The organism is Streptomyces sp. SCL15-4 (assembly GCF_033366695.1).
Classification (GTDB): domain Bacteria; phylum Actinomycetota; class Actinomycetes; order Streptomycetales; family Streptomycetaceae; genus Streptomyces.
In genome coordinates, this window is the sequence record NZ_JAOBTQ010000001.1 from 5048722 (window position 1) to 5066802 (window position 18081).

At 71.4% G+C, this 18081-nt stretch carries 15 protein-coding genes and 1 tRNA gene; 9 read left to right on the plus strand and 7 right to left on the minus strand.

All coding sequences use genetic code 11. The features are described 5' to 3' along the window. The first annotated feature begins 22 nt into the window (after positions 1-22). The 4 genes from SCK26_RS22640 to SCK26_RS22655 all read left to right on the plus strand — a co-directional run bounded on the left by SCK26_RS22640 (position 23) and on the right by SCK26_RS22655 (position 4814). A complete protein-coding gene (locus tag SCK26_RS22640) occupies positions 23-559 on the plus strand; it encodes a DUF501 domain-containing protein (protein WP_318203148.1) in 537 nt (178 codons plus the stop codon). Continuing rightward, on the plus strand, positions 556-1497 hold the full coding sequence (locus tag SCK26_RS22645; protein WP_318203149.1) for a Ppx/GppA phosphatase family protein: 942 nt from the start codon (positions 556-558) through the stop codon (positions 1495-1497). Before SCK26_RS22640 ends, SCK26_RS22645 begins: the two co-directional genes overlap by 4 nt. 444 nt (positions 1498-1941) lie before the next feature. After that, on the plus strand, positions 1942-3318 hold the full coding sequence (locus tag SCK26_RS22650) for an NAD(P)/FAD-dependent oxidoreductase (protein ID WP_318203150.1): 1377 nt from the start codon (positions 1942-1944) through the stop codon (positions 3316-3318). Between the two features lie 203 nt (positions 3319-3521). Next, on the plus strand, positions 3522-4814 hold the full coding sequence (locus tag SCK26_RS22655; RefSeq protein ID WP_318203151.1) for a cyclopropane-fatty-acyl-phospholipid synthase family protein: 1293 nt from the start codon (positions 3522-3524) through the stop codon (positions 4812-4814). 64 nt (positions 4815-4878) lie between these two features. Here SCK26_RS22655 and SCK26_RS22660 read toward each other — a convergent pair whose 3' ends face one another. Beyond that, positions 4879-7407: an ABC transporter permease gene (locus SCK26_RS22660; RefSeq protein WP_318203152.1), complete on the minus strand. Its 2529-nt coding sequence runs from the start codon at positions 7405-7407 to the stop codon at positions 4879-4881. Beyond that, positions 7407-8177: an ABC transporter ATP-binding protein gene (locus SCK26_RS22665; RefSeq protein ID WP_318203153.1), complete on the minus strand. Its 771-nt coding sequence runs from the start codon at positions 8175-8177 to the stop codon at positions 7407-7409. The genes SCK26_RS22660 and SCK26_RS22665 overlap by 1 nt, the downstream gene beginning before the upstream one ends. Positions 8178-8603: 426 nt before the next feature. On the opposite strand from SCK26_RS22665, the gene SCK26_RS22670 reads away from it, so the two are divergent. From SCK26_RS22670 to SCK26_RS22680, 3 genes are all read left to right on the plus strand, one after another. Then, positions 8604-8687, plus strand: a tRNA-Leu gene (locus tag SCK26_RS22670). Positions 8688-8899: 212 nt separating this feature from the next. After that, positions 8900-10075 carry a 4-hydroxybenzoate 3-monooxygenase gene (locus SCK26_RS22675; protein WP_318203154.1) on the plus strand — a complete coding sequence of 392 codons (1176 nt, stop codon included), beginning with the start codon at positions 8900-8902 and terminating at the stop codon, positions 10073-10075. Positions 10076-10223: 148 nt separating this feature from the next. Continuing rightward, positions 10224-11081: a Bax inhibitor-1/YccA family protein gene (locus SCK26_RS22680; protein ID WP_318203155.1), complete on the plus strand. Its 858-nt coding sequence runs from the start codon at positions 10224-10226 to the stop codon at positions 11079-11081. Between the two features lie 66 nt (positions 11082-11147). Here the strand turns inward: SCK26_RS22680 and SCK26_RS22685 are convergent, their stop codons facing one another. Then, positions 11148-11378: a DUF4287 domain-containing protein gene (locus SCK26_RS22685; RefSeq protein ID WP_318203156.1), complete on the minus strand. Its 231-nt coding sequence runs from the start codon at positions 11376-11378 to the stop codon at positions 11148-11150. Positions 11379-11477: 99 nt separating this feature from the next. Here SCK26_RS22685 and SCK26_RS22690 point away from each other — a divergent pair, with 99 nt between their 5' ends. After that, a complete protein-coding gene (locus tag SCK26_RS22690) occupies positions 11478-11789 on the plus strand; it encodes a hypothetical protein (RefSeq protein ID WP_318203157.1) in 312 nt (103 codons plus the stop codon). Between the two features lie 28 nt (positions 11790-11817). Here the strand turns inward: SCK26_RS22690 and SCK26_RS22695 are convergent, their stop codons facing one another. The 3 genes from SCK26_RS22695 to SCK26_RS22705 form a co-directional block, all read right to left on the minus strand. Continuing rightward, a complete protein-coding gene (locus SCK26_RS22695; RefSeq protein ID WP_318203158.1) occupies positions 11818-12612 on the minus strand; it encodes a hypothetical protein in 795 nt (264 codons plus the stop codon). A gap of 283 nt (positions 12613-12895) precedes the next feature. Then, on the minus strand, positions 12896-14116 hold the full coding sequence (locus tag SCK26_RS22700) for an acetyl-CoA C-acetyltransferase (protein WP_318203159.1): 1221 nt from the start codon (positions 14114-14116) through the stop codon (positions 12896-12898). 173 nt (positions 14117-14289) lie between these two features. After that, on the minus strand, positions 14290-15309 hold the full coding sequence (locus SCK26_RS22705) for an SGNH/GDSL hydrolase family protein (protein ID WP_318203160.1): 1020 nt from the start codon (positions 15307-15309) through the stop codon (positions 14290-14292). 161 nt (positions 15310-15470) lie between these two features. Between SCK26_RS22705 and SCK26_RS22710 the strand changes: the two genes are divergently transcribed. After that, positions 15471-16862 carry a cystathionine beta-synthase gene (locus SCK26_RS22710; RefSeq protein ID WP_318203161.1) on the plus strand — a complete coding sequence of 464 codons (1392 nt, stop codon included), beginning with the start codon at positions 15471-15473 and terminating at the stop codon, positions 16860-16862. A gap of 345 nt (positions 16863-17207) precedes the next feature. Here SCK26_RS22710 and SCK26_RS22715 read toward each other — a convergent pair whose 3' ends face one another. Next, entirely contained in the window at positions 17208-18062 is an 855-nt protein-coding gene (locus SCK26_RS22715; RefSeq protein WP_318203162.1) for a helix-turn-helix transcriptional regulator, read from the minus strand. Between the last annotated feature and the right edge of the window lie 19 nt (positions 18063-18081).

An 18081-nucleotide genomic window follows, 5' to 3' on the forward strand; every position in this document is an offset into this window, starting at 1 on the left:
AGAAAGTCTCCGACAGCCAGTCATGGAAACCCCTCCGCCGCCCACTCCGCGCACCGAGCCCACCGACGCGGACGTAGAGGCCTTCAAGCAGCAGCTGGGCCGCCCGCCGCGGGGCCTCAGGGCCATCGCGCACCGCTGCCCGTGCGGTCAGCCGGACGTCGTGGAGACGGCACCGCGCCTGCCCGACGGCACGCCCTTCCCGACGCTGTACTACCTGACGTGCCCGAAGGCGTCCTCCGCCATCGGCACGCTGGAGGCGAGCGGCGTGATGAAGGAGATGACCGAGCGGCTCCAAAGCGACCCGGAGCTGGCCGCCGCCTACCGGGCCGCGCACGAGGACTACATCCGGCGCCGGGACGAGATCGAGGTGCTCCAGGGCTTCCCGAGCGCGGGCGGCATGCCCGACCGGGTGAAGTGCCTGCACGTCCTCGTCGCCCACTCGCTGGCCGCCGGCCCGGGCGTGAACCCGCTCGGCGACGAGGCCCTGGCGATGCTGCCGGAGTGGTGGCGCAAGGGCGCGTGCGTGACGCCCGACATCACCGAGGGGGACGAGAAGTGACCCGTGTGGCCGCCGTCGACTGCGGCACGAACTCCATCCGGCTGCTGGTCGCCGACGCCGACCCGGCGACGGGCGAACTGACCGAGCTGGACCGCCGGATGACGATCGTGCGGCTCGGCCAGGGCGTCGACCGCACCGGCCGGCTCGCCCCCGAGGCGCTGGAGCGCACCTTCGCCGCCTGCCGCGAGTACGCCGAGGTCGTCAAGGAGCACGGCGCCGAGCGGGTCCGCTTCGTCGCCACCTCCGCCTCCCGGGACGCCGAGAACCGCGAGGACTTCACGCGCGGTGTCCTGGACATCCTCGGCGTGGAACCGGAGGTCATCAGCGGCGACCGGGAGGCCGAGTTCTCCTTCACCGGCGCCACGAAGGAACTCACCGGCCGCACCGACCTCGCCCGGCCCTACCTGGTGGTGGACATCGGCGGCGGCTCCACCGAGTTCGTCGTCGGCGACGACCACGTCCGCGCCGCGCGGTCGGTGGACATCGGCTGTGTGCGCATGACCGAGCGGCACCTGGTGCGCGACGGCAAGGTCTCCGACCCGCCCGCCGCGGAGCAGATCGCCGCCATAAGGGCCGATGTCGAGGCCGCCCTGGACCTGGCCGAGCGGACGGTCCCGCTGCGCGAGGCGCGCACCCTGGTGGGCCTCGCCGGGTCCGTCACCACGGTGTCCGCGATCGCCCAGGAACTGCCCGAGTACGACTCCGCGCGCATCCACCACTCCCGGATCTCCCGGGAGCGGGTGCGCGGGATCACCGAGTGGCTGCTGCGCTCCACGCACGCCGAGCGCGCCGCCGTGCCCTCCATGCACCCCGGCCGCGTCGACGTCATCGGCGCGGGCGCCCTCGTCCTGCTGGCGATCATGGAGCGCACCGGCGCCGAGGAGGTCGTGGTGAGCGAGCACGACATCCTGGACGGCATCGCGTGGTCGGTGGCGTAGGTCTCTTTTGTTACCGGTCGGTAGCCAACCGCTGAGCAGGCTGGATAACGTTTGAGCGGCCTCAGGGGCCCCTTCGGGGGCCCTTTGCCGTAGGCGTGCGGAAAAGTTCGTGAAGTTCTTCACAAGGAATTCGGTCCCGAGGGGTCCCGGAAAGGGGCCGGTTGGCCCTTCCGGGGGGTCAAAAGCCGTTTGAACATGTTCAGATGAAGGGCGCGAAGGGGCCCTGGAGGAGGTTGTTCCGGAGGTGTCACCACACACTCACGGCCACCCCGGCGCTCCGGAGAGGCTGCTCACGCGGCCTTGACAACGGGGCGAACCGCCGCGCCGTTTCCGCCGGATCGCATGACCTGCGTCACGCGGGTCGCGGAGTTTAACACAGGGCCTGTCGGTTCTTGTGAAGGGGCGCACGAGCGACCCCCTCGGGGCGGGTGGATACTCGATGGCATGAGCACCACGGAGCGTCCCAGGATCCTCGTAGTAGGCGGTGGGTACGTAGGCCTGTACGCAGCTCGGCGCATTCTCAAGAAGATGCGCTACGGCGAGGCGACCGTCACGGTCGTCGACCCCCGGTCGTACATGACCTACCAGCCCTTCCTCCCCGAAGCCGCCGCCGGCAACATCTCCCCTCGCCACGTCGTCGTCCCGCTGCGACGCGTGCTGCCGAAGGCGGAGGTCCTCACCGGCCGGGTCACCACCATCGACCAGGACCGCAAGGTCGCCACGATCGCCCCGCTGGTGGGCGAGGCGTACGAGCTGCCCTTCGACTATCTGGTCATCGCCATGGGCGCGGTCTCGCGCACCTTCCCGATCCCCGGCCTCGCCGAACAGGGCATCGGCATGAAGGGCATCGAGGAGTCCATCGGCCTGCGCAACCACGTTCTGGAGCAGCTGGACAAGGCCGACTCCACGACCGACGAGGAGATCCGCCGCAAGGCGCTCACCTTCGTCTTCATCGGCGGCGGCTTCGCGGGCGCGGAGACCGTCGGCGAGGTCGAGGACATGGCCCGCGACGCGGCCAAGTACTACAAGAACGTGTCCCGCGAGGACATGCGCTTCATCCTCGTCGACGCCGCCGACAAGATCCTGCCCGAGGTCGGCCCGAAGCTCGGCCAGTACGGCAAGGAGCACCTGGAGAGCCGGGGCGTGGAGATCTACCTCTCCACCTCGATGGACTCCTGCGTCGACGGCCACGTGGTGCTCAAGAACGGCCTCGAGGTCGACGCCAGCACGATCGTGTGGACGGCCGGCGTCAAGCCGAACCCGGCGCTCGCCCGCTTCGGCCTGCCCCTCGGCCCGCGCGGCCACGTCGACTGCGAGCCCACGCTCCAGGTCAAGGGCACCGACTACATCTGGGCCGCCGGTGACAACGCACAGGTCCCGGACCTCGTCGGCCGCAAGGCGGGCAACGAGAACGCCTGGTGCCCGCCGAACGCCCAGCACGCGCTGCGCCAGGCCCGGGTCCTCGGCGACAACGTGATCTCCGGCATGCGGGGCTTCCCGCAGAAGGATTACGAGCACGCCAACAAGGGCGCCGTCGCCGGCCTCGGCCTGCACAAGGGCGTGGCGATGATCGTCATGGGCAAGATGAAGATCAAGCTCAAGGGCCGCCTCGCCTGGTACATGCACCGTGGCTACCACGGTATGGCGATGCCGACCTGGAACCGCAAGATCCGCGTCTTCGCCGACTGGACGCTCGGCATGTTCCTCAAGCGCGAGGTCGTCTCCCTCGGCGCCATGGAGAACCCCCGCGAGGAGTTCTACGAGGCCGCCAAGCCGGCGCCGGTCGCCGCCAAGTCCGAGGAGAAGGCCAAGGCCTCCTGACCTCCGGTCACCCGCTCAGCCCGAAGGGGCCGCCTGCCATCCGTGGTGCGGGCGGCCCCTTCGGCCTGTTCCGCGCCGGCGCGCGTGTGGCGCGTGCACGCTTTTTACCCAGCCGCAACCCGGCGTCGGGACTACGGCCCGGCCTCGCGTGTGTTTACGTGGTGTTGGACATTCCGGGATCGTCCGTCACGGAGGTGTGCGCCATGGCCGACGCCGCGCAGCGGCTGAGGAGTCTTGCCGAACAGGTGCTGGGAGCCCCGCTCCCGGTGCGGCTGAGGGCCTGGGACGGATCGCAGGCCGGTCCGCCGGACGCGCCTGCGCTCGTCCTGCGCAACCGCCGTGCCCTGCGCCGCATGCTCTTCAAACCCGGTGAACTGGGCCTGGCCCGCGCCTGGGTCTCCGGTGACCTGGACGTCGAAGGCGACCTGTACACCGTGCTGGACGCGATGGCGGGCCTGGTCTGGGAGCGCGGCGAGGACGCCCGCACGCTGCGCCAGGCCGTGCGCGACCCCGCCGTCCGGGCCGCCGTCCGGGACCTGTTGAGACTGGCCGGCGCCCCGATCCCGCCCACCCCGCCACGCGAGGAGATGCGCAGACCCCGCCGGCGTCTGCACACCCGCCGCACCGACAAGCGGGCCATCAGCCACCACTACGACGTCGGCAACGACTTCTACGAGATCGTCCTCGGTCCCTCGATGGTGTACTCCTGCGCCTACTGGGAGGACGGCGGCACCCTGGAGACCGCCCAGCGCGACAAGCTCGAACTGGTCTGCGCCAAGCTGGGCCTGAAGGAGGGGCAGCGGCTGCTGGACGTCGGCTGCGGCTGGGGCTCCATGGCCATCCACGCGGCCCGTGAGCACGGCGTGAGCGTCGTCGGGATCACCCTGTCGCAGGAGCAGGCCGCGTACGCCCGCAAGCGCGTCGCCGACGCGGGGCTGACCGACCGGGTGGAGATCAGGGTCCAGGACTACCGGGACGTCGTGGACGGCCCCTACGACGCGATCTCCTCCATCGGCATGGCCGAACATGTCGGCGCCGAACGCTACCTGGAGTACGCCCGTCAGCTGTACGCCCTGCTCAAGCCCGGCGGCCGGCTGCTCAACCACCAGATCGCGCGCCGCCCGCAGCGGGACGAGTCGGCGTACGAGGTGGACCAGTTCATCGACGCCTACGTCTTCCCCGACGGCGAACTCGCTCCCGTCGGCACCACCGTCACGCAGCTGGAGCGGGCCGGGTTCGAGGTGCGGGACGTGGAGTCCATCCGTGAGCACTACGCGCGCACCCTGCGCCGCTGGGTGGGCAACCTGGAGGCCGACTTCGACCGCGCGGCCCGGCTCACCAGCCCCGGCCGGGCCCGGGTCTGGCGGCTGTACATGGCCGCCTCCGCGCTCGCCTTCGAACGCAACCGGATCGGCGTCAACCAGGTCCTCGCCGTCCGCACCCCCGCCTCGGGGGCCTCCGGGCTCACGCTGCGGCCCCGCACCTGGCACGGCTGACGGGCCGGCACGTACGACAAGGGGGCCCCTTGGCGAGGGGCCCCCTTCCGCGTCGTACGACCGGCTACTCGGCCTTGATCGCCGTGAGCATGTTCAGCCGGGCCGCGCGGCGGGCCGGCCACAGGGCGGCCAGGATGCCGACGGTGCCCGCCAGCAGCAGGAAGACCGTCATCCGGCCCCACGGCAGCATCAGTTCGTACGTCGGCAGCTTCGTGGCCAGCAGCTCGCCGGCCGCCCAGCCGAAGAACACGCCCAGACCGAGGCCCAGCACGCCGCCGAACAGGGAGATCACGAGGGACTCCAGGCGGACCATCCGCTTGACCGCCCGGCGGTCCAGTCCGATCGCGCGGAGCATGCCGATCTCCTGCGCGCGCTCGAAGACGGACATGGCCAGCGTGTTGACGACGCCGAGCACGGCGACGATCACCGCCATGCCGAGCAGGCCGTAGACCAGGTTCAGCACCTGCGTGAACATCTTGCCGATCTCACGGGAGATGTCCTGCTTGTCCTGGATCTTGACCGCCGGGTTGGTGCCGAGGGTCTTCGCCAGCCCGTCCCTGGCCGCGTCGGACGCGCCGTCCGCCGTCTTGACCATGACCTGCATGTCGGCCGGGTCGGTCAGGTGCGGGGTGAGGACCTTGTTGTCGAGCATGATCCCGTTGAGCATGTCGTTGCCCTCGTAGATCCCCGCGACCGTCAGCCGGCGCGCCGCGCCGTCCTCGAAGTGCGCGGTGAACCGCGAACCGGCCTTCCAGCCGTGTGCCTCGGCCCGGTCCTCGTCCACGACGATCCGGGTGCCGCCCACCGAGAAGGAGCCGTCGGTCACCTTCAGGTCCGTCAGCTTGCCGATGGCCGCGCCGTCGACGCCGGTCAGCCACTCGGTGCGGCCGTCGACGCGGGACTCGCCGTTGCGCAGCGGGCTGCTGGCGGTGACCCCGTCGGCGGTGGCGAGCTTCTTGGCCACGCCGGGGGAGAGCGGACCCCGGTTGGCCATCGAGACGACGTAGTCGGCGCGGATCGCCGAGCTGGCCATCCGGTCGATGGCGGACTGCAGGCTGCCCGCCATCACCGTGATGCCGGTGATCAGGGTCAGGCCGATCATCAGAGCGGAGGCGGTGGCCGCGGTCCGGCGCGGGTTGCGCACCGAGTTCTGGCGGGCCAGCTTGCCCGACACCCCGAAGACGCGCAGCAGCGGAGCCGCGGCGGCGATCAGCGGGCGGGACAGCAGCGGAGTGAGCACGAACACGCCGATGATCAGCAGGACCGCGCCGATGCCCATCGGGCCCTGGGCGGAGTCGGCGTCCATGCGCGTGGCCATGAGGACCACCGCGACACCGGCCGCCGCGAACAGCGCGCCGAGCGTGTTGCGCAGCACCAGGGACTTGGTGCCGGCCTGGGCGTGCACGCTGCTCATCGCCGCCACCGGCGGGATCTTCGCGGCCCGGCGGCCGGGCAGCCAGGCGGCCAGCATGGTGACGAGGATGCCGACGGCGAGGGCGGCCGCCACCGTGCCGGGGCTGATCACCAGCGGCCCGTCGGGCACGGTCTCGCCGAAGGAGGCCAGCAGGGAGCGCAGGCCCGCGCCGATGCCGATGCCGAGGCCGAGGCCGGCCACGGCGGCGATCGTGCCGACCGCGAACGCCTCGATCAGCACCGAGCGGGTGACCTGGCGGCGGGAGGCGCCGACCGCGCGCAGCAGGGCCAGCTCTCGGGTGCGCTGGGCGACCAGCATGGTGAAGGTGTTGGCGATGATGAACGTGCCGACGAACAGGGCGATACCCGCGAACACCAGCAGCATCTGCTTCAGGCCGCTCATGGAGGAGGCGATCGCCGCGGCCTGGTCGTCGGCGAGCCGCTCGCCGGTGGTGGTCTCCACCAGCTTGGCGGGCAGCGCCTTGTCCAGCGCGTCCTTCAGCTGCTCCTGGCTGGTTCCGGCCGCGGCCCGCACGTCGATCTCGTCGTACGTGCCCTTCTTGCCGAACAGGGACTGCGCGGTCGGCGTGTCGAACAGGGTGAGGCTGCCGCCGGCGGCCACGTTGCCGTCGTCGGTGGTGAAGATGCCGCTGACGGTGGGGGTGAGGACCGGGCCGTCGACGGAGAGGCGCACGGTGTCGCCGACCTCGAAGCCGGCCCGCTTCGCCGTCGCGGAGTCGATCAGCACCTCGTCCCGGCCGTGCGGTGCGTGGCCGCCGACGAGGGGGTAGCGGGGGTCCTCGGCGCCCCAGTAGTTGCCGCCGGCCGACTGCCAGTCGCCGCCGACGAGCTTGCCGTCCTTGCCGGCGACGGCGGTGAAACCGGTGACGACGCCGGTGGCGGAGGCGGCGCCGGGAACCTTGGCGGCCCGGTCGAGCAGGGCCTGGGTCAGCTCGGGCGTCCTGCCGACCCGGTCGCCCTCGGAGTCCTGCGACTTGGGCCGCACGGCGACGTCGACCTGGTCGAAGCCCTTGGCCGAGCTCTTCTGGTAGGCCTGGGAGATGGTGTTGGTGAAGACCAGCGTCCCGGAGACGAACGCCACGCCGAGCATGACGGCGAGCACGGTCATCAGGAGCCGGGCCTTGTGCGCGAGGACGTTGCGCAGGGCGGTGCGGAACATCAGCTGGTACGGCCCTTCGCGTCGAACTGCTTCATCGTGTCGAGGACGGACTCGGCCGAGGGGCCGTACATCTCGTCGACGATCCGGCCGTCGGCCAGGAAGATCACGCGGTCGGCGTAGGCGGCGGCCACCGGGTCGTGGGTCACCATGACCACCGTCTGGCCCAGCTCGCGTACGGAGTTGCGCAGGAAGCCGAGGACCTCGGCGCCGGAGCGCGAGTCCAGGTTGCCGGTGGGCTCGTCACCGAAGATGATCTCGGGCCTGGCGGCCAGGGCCCGGGCGACGGCGACGCGCTGCTGCTGGCCGCCGGACAGCTGGGAGGGCCGGTGGCCGAGCCGTCCGGACAGCCCCACCATCCGGATGACCTGATCCAGCCACGCCTTGTCCGGCTTCCGGCCGGCGATGTCCATCGGAAGGGTGATGTTCTCCAGCGCGGTCAGCGTCGGCAGCAGGTTGAACGCCTGGAAGATGAAACCGATCTTGTCCCGGCGCAACCTGGTGAGCTGCTTGTCCTTCAGGGAGCCCAGCTCGGTGTCGCCTATCTGCACGGACCCCGAGGAGAAGGTGTCCAGACCGGCCACGCAGTGCATCAGGGTGGACTTGCCGGAACCGGACGGGCCCATGATGGCGGTGAACTCGGCGGCCCGGAAGTCGACGGAGACCCGGTCCAGGGCGACCACCCGGGTCTCACCCTGCCCGTAGATCTTCGACAGCTCCGTGGCGCGTGCGGCCACTGCGGTGGACCGGCCGGCGGTGGGTGTGGTGGTCACGGAAAGGTGCTCCTGTCGCGACGACGTGTGTGCTGGGGACCGTTCCATCGTCCCGGCGCGGAGTACGCGCGGAGTCAGCCGCTGTTCCGGTTCCGGGGGGCGACTCGGGTCGCACGGAAGGCCGTCGTGTCATACCTGGGGAGGACGGCCGACCCCGAGAAGGCGGGCGAGGACGAGGGAAACGTTCCGGCGTCCGTTCGGAATCCCGTTAACCGGGGGACCGGTCTGGTTCGGACGGTGAAATTCCGTCATTTCGCGTACGAGCGCGCGCCTCGCGCGTCACGCTATTGGCAAGTGCGGATGGCGAGTTCCATCCGCTGATGCACCCTCAGACGTCAATAAAATAAGACAACATCGGTCCACCCGTCCGCTGTTCGGGGGATGGGCCCCGATAGGCTCGGACCCTCGATGCGGAGCCCTTGGCAAGCCCGGATGGTGGAATGCAGACACGGCGAGCTTAAACCTCGCTGCCCCTTCGCGGGCGTGCCGGTTCAAGTCCGGCTCCGGGCACTTTCCGCCCTTTTGGGGCAATTCACTGGCCGTTGGTTCACTCTCGCCGCTCGCCGAGCACGGCGCTCTTCGCGCTGATTCCTTGGCCGGCCGCCGTCGGCCCACCGCCGCGCGTGCGCGGAGTCATTGACACAGGAGAGCGAGGGGCGGAGACTCGCCGAAATCGGTGAAGGAAAGTTCACCAGGCGAACAGCGGTGAGAAGGGGTCGTCGATGCGTACCACCGTGGGGATCATCGGGGCGGGGCCGGCCGGGTTGCTGCTCGCGCGGTTGCTCCACCGCGCCGGGATCGAGTCGGTCGTCCTGGAGAGCCGCGACCGCGCCTACGTCGAGCAGCGGCAGCGGGCCGGGATCCTGGAGCAGGGCACGGCCGACGTGCTGCGCGCCGCCGGGGCCGGGGAGCGGATGGACCGGGAGGGGCTGCGGCACGACGGGATCGAGCTGCGCTTCGACCGGCGCCGGCACCGCGTCGACTTCCCCGCGCTCACCGGCGGGCGGTCCGTGACCGTCTACGCCCAGACCGAGGTCTGCAAGGACCTCATCGCGCTCCAGCTGAAGGAGGGCGGGCCGCTGCTGTTCGAGGCCGAGGCCCTGGCGGTGGAAGGGGCGGAGAGCGGCCGGCCGCGGATCCCCTTCCGGCACCAGGGGCGCGAGGACGTGCTGGAGTGCGACTACGCCGTCGGCTGCGACGGGTTCTGGGGCGTGGCCCGCAAGGCCTTCCCGGCCGAGGTCTCCCGGGTGTTCGAGCGGTCGTACCCGTACGCCTGGCTCGGCGTCCTCGCCGACGTCGCGCCCTCGCACGACGAACTCGTCTACGCCCGCCACGACCGCGGCTTCGCCCTGCTGTCCATGCGGTCCCCGTCCGTCTCCCGGCTCTACCTCCAGGTGCCCGCCGGGACGGACGCCGGCCGGTGGAGCGACGAGGAGATCTGGGACGAGCTGGACCGGCGGCTGGAGACGGACGACGGCCGGCGGCTGGAGCGCGGCCCGCTCACCCAGAAGTCGGTCACCCCCATGCGCTCCTTCGTGCACGAGCCGATGCGGCACGGCCGGCTCTTCCTCGCCGGCGACGCCGCCCACATCGTGCCGCCGACCGGCGCCAAGGGCCTGAATCTCGCCGTCGGCGACGTCGTCACCCTCGCCCGGGCCCTCGCCCACGAGCGGCGGACCGGTTCCGCGGACCTCCTCGACGCCTACTCCGCGACCTGCCTGCGCCGCGTCTGGCAGGCGGAACGCTTCTCCTACGACATGACGACCCTGCTGCACCGCGCCCCGGACGCCACCCCCTTCGACGCCCGCCTCCAGCTGGCCCGGCTGGAACGCATCGCCTCCTCCCGCGCGGCCGGGACCGACCTCGCGGAGGCGTACACGGGGTTCCCGCTCGGTTAGCCGTACGTCCGTGGCCGGGAATCGGGCGCGCGCGTAGCGTGTTGCGCAGCATGCAAGGGGAAGGATCCTCCTCAAGTATCATGGTCGATCCTTTGCCAATCCATTACTGTTGAGCCAAGACTGCACTCGGCAGTCATGGAGGAGTGAAATGAGGAGCAGTAACCCGGTCTTCTCGCGACGGGGCTTCAGCCGCGACAACGGCTACGCCGGCTTCAACACCGCACCGCAGGCCGGGTACGCACAGGGCAACCCCTACGCGCCGAACCCGCACGCGCAGAACCCCTACGCCCAGAACCCGTACGCGCAGCCGGACGTCCAGGCCCCGGCCGCCACCGGCCGGATGACCATGGACGACGTCGTCCTCCGCTCGGCCCTCACGCTGGGCACGGTCGCCGTCGGCGCCGTCCTCGCCTGGGTGCTGCTGCCGGTCTCGGGCACCAGCTACGGCCTGGCCTTCGGCGCCGCGATCGTCGCGTTCGTGCTGGCCATGGTCCAGAGCTTCAAGCGCACGCCGTCGCCCGCGCTGATCCTCGGATACGCCGCCTTCGAAGGCGTCTTCCTCGGCGTCTTCAGCGAGATGTTCAACAGCCGCTGGAACGGCGCCCCGTTCCAGGCGGTGCTCGGCACCATGGCGGTCTCCGGCGCGACCCTCCTGGTCTACAAGGCCGGCTGGATCCGCGTCACCGCCCGCTACGCCCGCATCGGCATCGCCATCGCGATGGCCTTCATGGTGGTCATGGCGATCAACCTGCTGCTGGTGGCGTTCGGCGTCGCCGACGACGGGGGCCTGCGCAGCTTCGGCCCGCTCGGCGCGCTCGTCGGCATCATCGCGATCGTGCTCGGCGCGTTCTTCCTGACGCTCGACTTCAAGCAGATCGAGGACGGCATCGCCTACGGCGCCCCGCGCAAGGAGTCCTGGCTCGCCGCGTTCGGCCTCACCATGACCCTGGTGTGGATCTACATCGAGATGCTGCGCCTGGTGGCCATCTTCAGCAGCAACGACTAGCGACGGTCACAGCACAGCACAGCACAGCGCGGTGCCCCGGGTGACGCACCCGGGGCACCGCGGCGTTCAGAGCAGCTTGCGCGCCGCCCTCCTCAGGTCGTACTCGTGCACGATCGCCTTGGCGTGGCCGTACGCCAGGTCGTACTCGTGCCGGAGCCAGCTGACCTTCTCCTCGAAGCGGAACAGGGCCGGGCCTTCTTCTACGGCGCGCAGCCAGTCGGAGACCTCACGGCCGGTGCAGTGCGGGATGCGGGCGAGCAGATTGCGGTGGGTCTCCTCGGAGAAGACATGGGACATCGGCGCCTCCGGGTACAAAGGGGATGTAAGCCGGTCCTTCACGTCACCGTGCCCGAGCGTTCGCGACTTGGCAACAGTGCGGGGCGTTACGCTCGGCGAGTGGTTGATACGACGCCCCTGACCCAAGCAGTGGATCATTTCGCCGACCGGTTGCGGGCGGCGCCGCAGAGCCGGCTCCAGCGCGGGGCCGCGGCCCAGGCCTTGGCGCTGGCCCGGGAACTGTCCGGGTGGGCGCAGCGCGCGGAGGCGCCCGGCGCCGAGCCCCGTGAGATGCCGGACGCCGGGATGTTCGCCGCCGCCGACCAGATCCTGGTGGCCGCCCACGACCTCGCGGTCGTCCTGGACAGCGACGCGCAGGTCGCCGAGGCGGTGCGGCTGGTGGAGGAGGCCCGGCAGCGGGCCGGGGTCTGACCTCTCCCGGGGACCGCCCCCGCGGGAACTACAGGGACGCGATGACCCGGTCGGCCAGGATGTACACCATGTCCTCGCCGCACGCGAAGGTGAGCGTGTACGCGCCCGCGATGCCCGAGCCGCCCAGGAGGTACGGCGTCTCGCCCGACTCCAGGGCCGCGGCCAGCCGTTCCGCCGTCTCGCGGTGGCCCGGGGTCATGCACAGGGTGGTGCCGTCGGCGAAGACGTAGACGTCGAGCGTGCCGAGCGGGCCCGGGCGCACGTCGGCGAGCCGGACCTGCCCGGCGGCCAGCTCCTCCAGGACGGTCACCGTGCGCTCGTGGTCGTTGACGGCCGACGGCTGCGCCGGGACGAAGTCCGGGTGCGAGGGGTGCCGGCGGCGGGCCGCGGCCAGCTCCGGGGACTCGCCTGCGGAGAACTCCTCGGCGTCGGCGGTCGGCTCGGACACCGGCTCCAGCGGCTCCAGACCCGCGAAGTCCGCCTGCCGGGGCAGGAAGAGATCGGCCTCGGGCAGGCCGAACAGCATCGGCGCGTCGGAGGCGTCACGGGCCTCCTGGGCCGCCCAGAAGGCGCGCGCCTCGGCCAGTTCCCGCTCCCGCTCCTCGGCCAGCGCCTCGGCCACGGCCGCCCGTATCCGGTCGGCGTCCGTGGCGGAACGGGCGCCGGGCAGCAGGGCGCGCGCGGTGGCCGCCTGGTCGTCGGCGAGCTGCCGCTGCAACTCGGTGAGCTGGCGGCGCAGCTTCCAGACGGTGCGCAGGACGGCGACGCCCACGGCGCCGGTGGCTGCCGTGGTGAGCAGCAGGGCGATCGGCATGGCGCTCACTGACATACTCCCGGTTCAAAGTCGACCCCCGACTTCCTACATCAGCTTGAAGGGCGGACTAACCAGCTGTCAGTGCGTAACGTCACGAATCGGGCAGGACGTGCGGCTCGCGGTTTCGCCGCACGTCGAGCAGATCCCTGCTGACCTGCGGCGATGTGTCCGGCGGGCGAGATAGGTCACATCATGGGGGAGATTGGATCACGGAAAGACCCAAAACCGTGGTGTTTCCCCGGTTCTGGGCCCTTCTGCGACGTACCGTGCGGGACGCGTCACGGACGGTGGGTCAGCTCAGGCGCTCGATGACCATCGCCATGCCCTGGCCGCCGCCGACGCACATCGTCTCCAGGCCGAACTGCTTGTCGTGCCACTGGAGCGAGTTGATCAGCGTGCCGGTGATCCGGGCGCCGGTCATGCCGAAGGGGTGGCCGACGGCGATGGCACCGCCGTTGACGTTCAGCTTGTCGAGGTCGATGCCCAGGTCACGGTAGGACGGGATCACCTGGGCGGCGAAGGCCTCGTTGATCTCGACCAGGTCGATGTCGTCGATGGTCAGGCCCGCGCGCGCGAGGGCCTGCTTGCTGGCCTCGACCGGGCCGAGGCCCATGATCTCGGGCGAGAGGCCGGAGACGCCGGTGGACACGATCCGGGCGAGCGGGGTCAGGCCCAGCTCGCGGGCCTTGGTGTCGGACATGATGACCAGCGCGGCGGCACCGTCGTTGAGCGGGCAGCAGTTGCCGGCCGTGACGAGCCCGTCCGGGCGGAAGACCGGCTTCAGGCCGGCCACGCCCTCCAGGGTGACGCCGGCGCGCGGGCCGTCGTCCTTGCTGACCACCGTGCCGTCGGGGAGGGTCACCGGGGTGATCTCGCGCTCCCAGAAGCCGTTCTTGATGGCCTGCTCGGCGAGGTTCTGGGAGCGGACGCCGAACTCGTCCATCTCCTCGCGGGTGACGCCCTTGGAGCGGGCGAGGTTCTCGGCGGTCTGGCCCATCGCGATGTACGGGTCGGGCAGCAGGCCGTCCTCGCGCGGGTCGTGCCAGGTCGTGCCCTCCTGCCGGGCGACGGCCTCGGTACGGGCCTCGGCCTCGGCGAACAGCGGGTTGTGCGTGCCCGGCATGCCGTCGGAGCTGCCCTTGGCGTAGCGGGAGACCATCTCGACACCGGCCGAGATGAAGACGTCGCCCTCGCCGGCCTTGATGGCGTGCAGCGCCATGCGGGAGGTCTGCAGGGAGGAGGAGCAGTAGCGGGTGATCGTGCAGCCCGGCAGGTGGTCCATGCCCATCTGCACGGCGACGACGCGGCCGAGGTTGTGGCCCTGCTCGCCGCCGGGGAGACCGCAGCCGAGCATCAGGTCGTCGATGTCCCTGGGGTCCAGCTCGGGGATCTTGGCGAGCGCGGCCTGGATGATCGTGGCGGTGAGGTCGTCGGGGCGCAGGTCCTTCAGGGAGCCCTTGTTCGCGCGGCCGATGGGGGAGCGGGCGGTCGAGACGATGACGGCTTCGGGCATCACGGCTCCAGAGGAAGGGGGTTGGCAGGGCCGGTTCGGAAGTTACCCGGCCGTATCGTCCAGGTCACCGGTGTCGCGGTGTGACACTGACCGCAGTTTTCTAAGCGCTTGCTTGGCCGCCTTTCCCTTCACTCGCACCAGCCTCTCGGCTTCGGGCAGCCGGGCCAGGACGGTCACACCGCCGGAGTCGCCGGTTCGGCTTCCGGGACGCGGCGGCGGCGTCTGCGCTTGAGCAGCGCCCACGGCCCGCGCGGTCCCGTCGGCATCGCCGCCGTGACCTCGGTGCCCGCCTCCGCCGCCGCCTCGGCCGCGGCCCGCGCGACGGGCAGGAAACCCTCGCGGCGCGACACGTCCGGCCGCTCCTCGTCCGCCGGCCACAGTCCCAGCGCCGCGCACACCGTCGGCAGGATCGCCATCGCCGCCGTCGCGTACCCCTCCACCGACGGGTGGTAGTTGTCCGGCCCGAACAACTCCTGCGGATTCGCCTCGAACTCCGGCCCGAGCAGATCGCCCAGCGACACCGTGCGCCCGCCCTGCGCCACCACTCCGATCGTCTGGGCCGCCGCCAGCTGCCGGGACGCCCGCCGGGCCAGCCACCGCAGCGGCTGCTGCACCGGCTCGATCGTGCCGAGGTCGGGACAGGTGCCGACCACCACCTCCGCACCGGCCGTGCGCAGCCGCCGTACCGCCGCCGACAGCTGCCGTACCGACTGGGTCGGCGGCATCCGGTGGGTCACGTCGTTCGCGCCGATCATGATCACGCACACGTCCGGGGCGGGTCCGGGCGCGGACAGCACCAGACTCACCTGACGGTCCAGGTCGTCCGACCGCGCACCGGTCACCGCCACGTTCCGCAGCTCCACCGGGCGCTCGGCCACCGCCGCCAGCCCGGACGCCAGTAACGCCCCCGGCGTCTGGCCCGCCCGGAACACGCCCTGCCCCGCCGCCGTGGAGTCGCCGAGCATCGCCAGGCGCAGCGGCGGCTCGCCCGGGATGTCGAACGCGCGCCCGTACACGCCGTCGGCCGCCGGCACCCGGTCGCTGAGCCCGTTGCCCAGCTGGCGCCGCGCCAGCCGTACCTCCGCCAGCACCAGACCGACGACGGCCGCGCCGACCAGACCGGCCCCGCCACCGCCGTACGCGGCCCCGGCCGCGATACGCCGGGCCACCCGTGCCCTCGACATGCTCGTCATGCGTCGCCGCCACCTCTCGTAGCCGTACACCCACTCCTTGCCCCGTACGGACCGTGCGTCAATCTCACCGGGGAGTGAACGACGGCGCTCGCCGCACGGCTGGCCTTAGGCTGGCGGCACCACTACGAACGCATCTTTTTATGCAGCGACCGGAGACAACGGTGCAATACCACGACTCGATGATCAGCCTCGTCGGCAACACCCCGCTGGTGCGGCTCAACAACGTGACCAAGGGCATCCGGGCGACCGTCCTGGCCAAGGTGGAGTACTTCAACCCCGGCGGCTCCGTGAAGGACCGCATCGCCCTGCGCATGATCGAGGCCGCCGAGAAGAGCGGAGAGCTGCGGCCGGGCGGCACGATCGTCGAGCCGACCAGCGGGAACACCGGCGTCGGTCTCGCCATCGTGGCCCAGCAGAAGGGCTACAAGTGCATCTTCGTCTGCCCGGACAAGGTGAGCACCGACAAGATCAACGTGCTGCGCGCGTACGGCGCCGAGGTCGTCGTCTGCCCGACCGCCGTGGCACCGGAGCACCCGGACTCCTACTACAACGTCTCCGACCGGCTCGTCCGTGAGACCCCCGGCGCCTGGAAGCCCGACCAGTACTCCAACCCGCACAACCCGCTCTCGCACTACCACTCCACCGGCCCCGAGCTGTGGGAGCAGACCGAGGGCCGGATCACCCACTTCGTGGCGGGCGTCGGCACCGGCGGCACCATCTCGGGCACCGGCCGCTACCTGAAGGAGGCCAGCGACGGGAAGGTCAAGGTCATCGGCGCCGACCCGGAGGGCTCGGTGTACTCCGGCGGCTCGGGACGGCCGTACCTGGTCGAGGGCGTCGGCGAGGACTTCTGGCCGACCGCCTACGACCGCGAGGTCGCGGACGAGATCGTCGCCGTGTCCGACAAGGACTCCTTCCAGATGACCCGCCGGCTGGCCAAGGAGGAGGGCCTGCTGGTGGGCGGCTCCTGCGGCATGGCCGTCGTGGCCGCACTGGAGGTCGCCGAGCGGCTCGGCCCGGACGACGTCGTGGTGGTCCTGCTCCCGGACAGCGGGCGCGGCTACCTCAGCAAGATCTTCAACGACGAGTGGATGGCCGACTACGGCTTCCTGGAGGACGAGGGCCCCAGCGCCCGCGTCGCCGACGTCCTGAGCGACAAGGTCGCCGGCTCCATCCCGTCCCTGGTGCACATGCACCCCGAGGAGACCGTCGGCCAGGCCATCGAGGTGCTGCGCGAGTACGGCGTCTCGCAGATGCCCGTCGTCAAGCCGGGCGCCGGCCACCCGGACGTGATGGCCGCCGAGGTCGTCGGCTCCGTGGTGGAACGCGAGCTGCTGGACGCCCTGTTCAGCAAGCGGGCCTCGCTGGACGACCCGCTGGAGAAGCACATGTCCTCCCCGCTGCCCCAGGTCGGCTCCGGCGAGCCGGTCGGCGACCTGATGCAGGTGCTGGGCGAGGCGGACGCGGCGATCGTCCTGGTCGAGGGCAAGCCGACCGGTGTGGTCAGCCGGCAGGACCTGCTCGCCTTCCTCGCCAAGGGCGGTAACAAGTAGCCGAGTCCGTGCGCGGTGGACGGGGTTCGCGCAAGTGGTACGAGCGTGTCACGTGCGCGCAGCACCCGCTTAACACGCGTACGGCAGATTAAAGGGCGTCGGCAGGGCGGGATCGGCTCCCCGCCCGGGCCGGCGCCGAACGGCGCCAAGGACCTCCGGAGCGGCTCCCGGACCTCCATGGACGCCAAGGACGCGCACATCCGGCCCTGACCGGCCCGCGTCCCGCGCGGGGACCGCCGTCGTCCCGCCCCCCGGCAACGGGGGTGCGGCGGTCCCCGCGAAAGCTTTTTCCGCGCCTGGACCGGCGCCGCTCTCGCGGACCCGGTCGCTCGCCGCCGTGGTTCCTCATGTGACGGTCGCGGTGGTGGTCGCCTTCCAACTGCCCAGCAGCGCCAGCCGTTCCGCCGTCTCCGAGTGAGGTTCCGCGGTGTAGATCACCAGTGTCTGCTCCGGCTGGGACGGCACCGCCAGGGTTTCGTACGGCAGGGTCAGCAGGCCCGCGACCGGGTGCCGGATCCGCTTCACGCCGTAGGAGCACTCCCGGACCTCGTGGTCGGCCCACAGCCGGCGGAAGTCCTCGCTCTTCACGGAGAGTTCGCCGACCAGCGCGCACAGCCCGGCGTCGTCGGCGTACCGGCCGGCGCCGAGGCGCAGATGGGCCACCGCCTGCGCGGCCACCGCCGCCCACTCGGGATACAGCTCCCGGGCGCCCGGGTCCAGGAAGAGCTGCCGGGGCATGTTCCGTTCGGCCGGTGCCATCCGGCCGAAGCCGCTCAGCGCGTCGGCGAGCGCGTTCCAGGCCAGCACGTTCATGCGGTGGTCCAGCACGAACGCCGGGCTGCGCTCCATGCCGTCGAGGAGCGCCTGGACGCCGGGGCGGACCCGGGACGCCGCGGTGGGCCTCGCGCGCCGCCGGCCGGGCCGCGCCACCGCGCGCAGATACGCGTGCTCGGTGTCGTCCAGCCGCAGCACCCGCGCGACCGCGTCCAGGACGGCGTCGCTGACGCTCGCGCCCCGGCCCTGTTCCAGCCGGATGTAGTAGTCGACGCTCACGCCCGCGAGCTGGGCCACCTCCTCGCGGCGCAGGCCCGGCACGCGGCGCCGCCCGTGCGCGGGCAGCCCCACCTCCTCGGGCCTGATGCGGGCGCGGCGCGAGCGCAGGAAGTCGCCCACCTCTGCTTCGGTCCAGTCCCCGTCCATGCGCCGATGGTAGGGGACC

What these genes read in the sequence shown, in the direction of transcription:
- SCK26_RS22640 (WP_318203148.1), top strand. Translation starts at nt 23, where the DNA reads ATGGAAACCCCTCCGCCGCCCACTCCGCGCACCGAGCCCACCGACGCG.
- SCK26_RS22650 (WP_318203150.1), top strand. Translation starts at nt 1,942, where the DNA reads ATGAGCACCACGGAGCGTCCCAGGATCCTCGTAGTAGGCGGTGGGTAC.
- SCK26_RS22655 (WP_318203151.1), top strand. Translation starts at nt 3,522, where the DNA reads ATGGCCGACGCCGCGCAGCGGCTGAGGAGTCTTGCCGAACAGGTGCTG.
- SCK26_RS22660 (WP_318203152.1), bottom strand. Translation starts at nt 7,407, where the DNA reads ATGTTCCGCACCGCCCTGCGCAACGTCCTCGCGCACAAGGCCCGGCTC.
- SCK26_RS22675 (WP_318203154.1), top strand. Translation starts at nt 8,900, where the DNA reads ATGCGTACCACCGTGGGGATCATCGGGGCGGGGCCGGCCGGGTTGCTG.
- SCK26_RS22680 (WP_318203155.1), top strand. Translation starts at nt 10,224, where the DNA reads ATGAGGAGCAGTAACCCGGTCTTCTCGCGACGGGGCTTCAGCCGCGAC.
- SCK26_RS22685 (WP_318203156.1), bottom strand. Translation starts at nt 11,378, where the DNA reads ATGTCCCATGTCTTCTCCGAGGAGACCCACCGCAATCTGCTCGCCCGC.
- SCK26_RS22700 (WP_318203159.1), bottom strand. Translation starts at nt 14,116, where the DNA reads ATGCCCGAAGCCGTCATCGTCTCGACCGCCCGCTCCCCCATCGGCCGC.
- SCK26_RS22705 (WP_318203160.1), bottom strand. Translation starts at nt 15,309, where the DNA reads ATGACGAGCATGTCGAGGGCACGGGTGGCCCGGCGTATCGCGGCCGGG.
- SCK26_RS22715 (WP_318203162.1), bottom strand. Translation starts at nt 18,062, where the DNA reads ATGGACGGGGACTGGACCGAAGCAGAGGTGGGCGACTTCCTGCGCTCG.